General features: G+C 39.3%; 5 protein-coding genes. All 5 read left to right on the top strand.

Annotation, left to right across the window (positions count from 1 at the left end; translation table 11 throughout):
• A partial coding sequence (locus Q0F90_RS07825) for an SIS domain-containing protein (RefSeq protein ID WP_296004515.1) occupies positions 1 to 326 on the top strand: 326 nt, incomplete at its 5' end.
• A gap of 93 nt (positions 327 to 419) precedes the next feature.
• Positions 420 to 1,898 carry a D-glycero-beta-D-manno-heptose-7-phosphate kinase gene (gene rfaE1, locus Q0F90_RS07820; RefSeq protein ID WP_296004513.1) on the top strand — a complete coding sequence of 493 codons (1,479 nt, stop codon included), beginning with the start codon at positions 420 to 422 and terminating at the stop codon, positions 1,896 to 1,898.
• Positions 1,895 to 2,860, top strand: a complete 966-nt coding sequence (rfaD, locus tag Q0F90_RS07815) for an ADP-glyceromanno-heptose 6-epimerase (protein WP_296004511.1) — start codon at positions 1,895 to 1,897, stop codon at positions 2,858 to 2,860. Before rfaE1 ends, rfaD begins: the two co-directional genes overlap by 4 nt.
• Entirely contained in the window at positions 2,860 to 3,354 is a 495-nt protein-coding gene (locus Q0F90_RS07810; RefSeq protein WP_296004509.1) for an HAD family hydrolase, read from the top strand. The genes rfaD and Q0F90_RS07810 overlap by 1 nt, the downstream gene beginning before the upstream one ends.
• Positions 3,355 to 3,483: 129 nt before the next feature.
• Positions 3,484 to 4,045, top strand: a 562-nt coding sequence (locus Q0F90_RS07805; protein ID WP_296004507.1) for a glycosyltransferase family 9 protein, incomplete at its 3' end; no start/stop codon positions are given.

Below are 4,045 nucleotides of genomic sequence, written 5' to 3'. Positions count from 1 at the left end.
CTACAGATACTTCAGCATTGACAGCGATTGCAAATGACTATGATTTTGATGCTGTCTTTGCGCGCCAAGTAGAAGGGTTAGGCCGTACAGGAGATGTACTCATCGGTATTTCCACTTCTGGTAATTCCAAGAATGTAGTGAAAGCAGCTGAAATGGCTCGTTCTATTGGTATGCATACCATTGCTTTCACCGGTGAAGGCGGCGGTAAATTATCCGAATTATGTGACATTACATTAGCAATTCCAAGCAATGTAACGGCTCGCATTCAAGAAATGCATATCTTAGCTGGGCACATTATGTGCGAACTTATTGAAGAGGATTATTAACCTTTAGGTTATACGTGATACATACATGTTGTGGTAATTAAAATAACATTTTAATCAAGCACACATGTGATTTTGGTAAGGAATAGGTGGATTATGATAAATACTACCATTAATCAGTTTTTAACAAAGCAACTCCCAAACTTGAAGATTGCCGTTGTTGGCGATGTGATGGTAGATCGTTATGTTTTTGGTGATGTAAGTCGTATTTCTCCAGAAGCACCGGTTCCTGTTAACCGCGTGTCAAAAATGAAAGAGGTCCTCGGTGGGGCTGGAAACGTTGCATCTAACTTGTCTAATTTAGACTGTAAAGTATATCTCGGTGCACTTGCTGGCAATGATGACCATGGTCGCTTATTGCAACATTTACTTGATGTAGACAAAATCGATACAACTGGTTTAATTACAAGTGATGACCGTTCGACTATTACAAAGATGCGCATTTTAGGTGATCGTCAACAAATGATGCGCCTTGATTTTGAAACGATTACAGATTTAACAGCCGACGAAGAGGAACAACTATCTTCTTGGCTTGAAAATCTATGTAAGTCTGGTATCGATGGTATTGTCGTATCTGATTATGGTAAAGGTGTTTGTACGCCTACCTTATTGAAGAAAATCTTTAGCTTAGCTAAGGAATATAATGTGCAAACTATCGTTGATCCAAAAGGTTCGGATTGGTCTAAATATAATGGTGCTACTTGCATTACACCAAATGTAAAAGAGCTTGGTGAATGTGTAGGCCGTAAATTAGAAAATGATGATGCTACTATTGTTGAGGCTGCTAAGTCTGTTCTCGCTAATGTCGAGTTGGAATATATTGTAGCTACACGGTCTGCTAAAGGGATTACAGTTATCGCAAAAGATGGTCGTACATGGCATAATCCGGCTACTCAACAAGAGGTCTTTGATGTGAGCGGCGCAGGGGATACCGTTGTATCTATGATGATGACTTGTCTTGCTAGTGGTTTGTCTATGCGCTTAGCCTTGCATATCGCCAATGGCGCTGCAGGCATTGTAGTGTCTAAGGTCGGCACATATCCAATTCACCGCTCTGAATTATTAGACTTATGGCATTCTTTCAAACATAGCATTCAGTCCAAGCCTCTATATACGAAGGACGAAATGAAAGAGCTCGTTACACAGTGGCAAAGCAAGGGTGAAACGGTAGTATTCACCAATGGTTGTTTTGATATTCTTCACCGTGGACATATTACGTACTTGCAAGAGGCTGCGCAGCTTGGAGACCATCTCATCATTGGTTTGAATTCAGATGCCTCTGTTAAACGCCTTAAAGGGGAAACTCGTCCTATCGTTAGTGAAGAGGATCGAGCAGCTTTATTGAGTGCGTTGCAGTGTATCGATGGGGTTGTATTATTTGAAGAAGATACTCCTGCTGAGTTATTAGCGTACTTGCGTCCTAATACGCTTGTTAAGGGCGGAGATTATAAGATTGAAGATATTATTGGACGAGAGTCCGTTGACAATGTAGAGGTACTTTCATTTAAAGAAGGTTATTCTACATCAGATATTGTAGGGAAAATAGCCACTATGGCTAAGGAGGGCAAATTATGATTATCGTAACAGGTGGTGCTGGTTTTATCGGCAGTAATATTGTGAAAGCACTAAATGACCGAGGTCGTACAGATATTCTCATCGTTGATGATCTTACAGATGGTCGCAAAATTCGCAATATTCAAAATCTAGAATTCTTAGATTACATCGATTGTGATGATTTTGATTGCGCTATCGCTGACGGTACATTCGACGTTGGCCCTATTGAAGTCGTATTCCACGAAGGTGCTTGTGCAGACACAATGGAATATAATGGCAAATACATGATGAAGAACAACTATGAAGGTTCTAAAAATCTATTCCATTATTGCCAAGACCGTCGCATTCCATTTATCTATGCGTCCTCTGCATCTACCTATGGTAATGGTACAAATGGTTTCGTAGAAAAACCAGAAGCTGAAGAAGCTCTTAACCCATATGCGTACTCTAAGTTGTTGTTCGACCGTTATGTGCGTAAATATGAAGGTGAATATACTGCTCAAGTAGTAGGCTTACGTTACTTTAACGTATACGGTCCTAACGAAGCTCATAAAGATAAAATGGCATCTTTAGTTCGTCAAATGTTCTACAAAAATAAAGAAACTGGTGTTATCAATCTCTTTGAAGGTACAGATGGCTACGAAGATGGCGGCCAAACACGTGACTTTATTTATGTAAAAGACGTAGTTAATGTAAACTTCTACTTCTGGGAGCATCCAGAAATTTCTGGTACTTTCAACTGTGGTACAGGTCATGCTCATAGCTTTAACCAATTCATGCAAGCTGTTATCGACTATAACGGCCACGGCAAGATTGAATACGTGCCATTCCCAGAGGTATTAAAAGGTAAATATCAAAGCTTTACAGAGGCTGATACTACTAAATTATTAGCTGCTGGTTATGATAAAGGATTCCATAAAATGGAAGATGCTGTTAAAGAATACTGTGAACTATTAGATAATAACGAAGGGTATTTACGCTAATGCGCAAAGTATTATTTTTAGATCGCGATGGCGTTATTAATAAAGACGTTAGTTATTTATATAAAATCAGTGATTTAGAGTGGGTAGATGGTGCAAAAGAGGCTTTAGCTTATGCCTATAGCAAAGGGTATGACCTCATCGTGGTGACTAATCAAAGCGGTGTAGCTCGTGGTTATTATAAAGAGTCTGATGTACAGATTCTTCATGACCATATGGCTCATGAACTAGACCGCAGTGGGGCACCTATTTTACACTTCTATTACTGTCCTCATCATAAAGAAGGTGCTGTGCCTCTTTACGCTGTAGACTGTGAATGTAGAAAACCTAAGCCTGGTATGATCAAGCAAGCTATTAAAGATTATCATGTGGATCCGGCAGAGAGCTTCCTTATTGGAGATAGTCAACGTGATGTTGATGCAGCTGAGGCAGCAGGGGTAAAGGGTTATCTATTTACAGGTACTAATCTTTTAGATTTTATTAAAACTATCATTTAATCTAGTATTTAATCTACTAATCTACTAATCTACTAATCTACTATTTATATTGTTATTGCTTAATATATAAGGCTTATTTAAAGAAACTATAAGGTTGCTTAAGTTGTTGTGTTGTATTTGGGAGGCTATATGAAAGACTACAAGAATATACTCATCATAAAGATGAGCTCATTAGGCGATGTAATTCATGCATTGCCTACCTTGTATGCTGTGCGTAAAAATTGGCCTAATGCTCGTATTACCTGGGCTATTCATGAGCAATTTGCTAGCCTCTTACCTGGTACACCTTGGGTTGATGATGTGATTATTATCGACAAGAAACGACTTAAAAAGCCTGCTTACTTATATCAATTGCGTAAGGACTTGCATAGTCGCCATTTTGATATGACCTTAGACCTTCAATGTATTGCTAAAAGTGCCATTGTATCCTTATTATCTGGATCTCCAGAAAAATATGGATATTGGGAACTTCGTGAAGGCAGTAATTTAGTTAATAAAGCACTCGTTGGTGAACATAAATACGATCATGTCATCGAACGCTACCTTGATACGGTACGGGCCCTTGGGGGCGATGTAGAAGGCGTAGAGTTCCCTATGCCCGCTTATGTTGAAGCAGAGAAGTCCGTTAAGCATAAGTTAGAAACCCATGGTGTTGAAGGCGAATATGTCGTAGTTGTACCAGGAGCTCGAT

Source organism: uncultured Veillonella sp. (assembly GCF_934190855.1).
GTDB lineage: Bacteria > Bacillota > Negativicutes > Veillonellales > Veillonellaceae > Veillonella.
Note: the sequence above shows the minus strand (reverse complement) of the source record. Positions and strands in the feature narration are given on the sequence as shown.

Bases quoted from the DNA above. Each gene is read 5' to 3' on its own strand.
- Q0F90_RS07810 (WP_296004509.1), top strand. From the start codon at position 2,860: ATGCGCAAAGTATTATTTTTAGATCGCGATGGCGTTATTAATAAAGAC.
- rfaE1 (WP_296004513.1), top strand. From the start codon at position 420: ATGATAAATACTACCATTAATCAGTTTTTAACAAAGCAACTCCCAAAC.
- rfaD (WP_296004511.1), top strand. From the start codon at position 1,895: ATGATTATCGTAACAGGTGGTGCTGGTTTTATCGGCAGTAATATTGTG.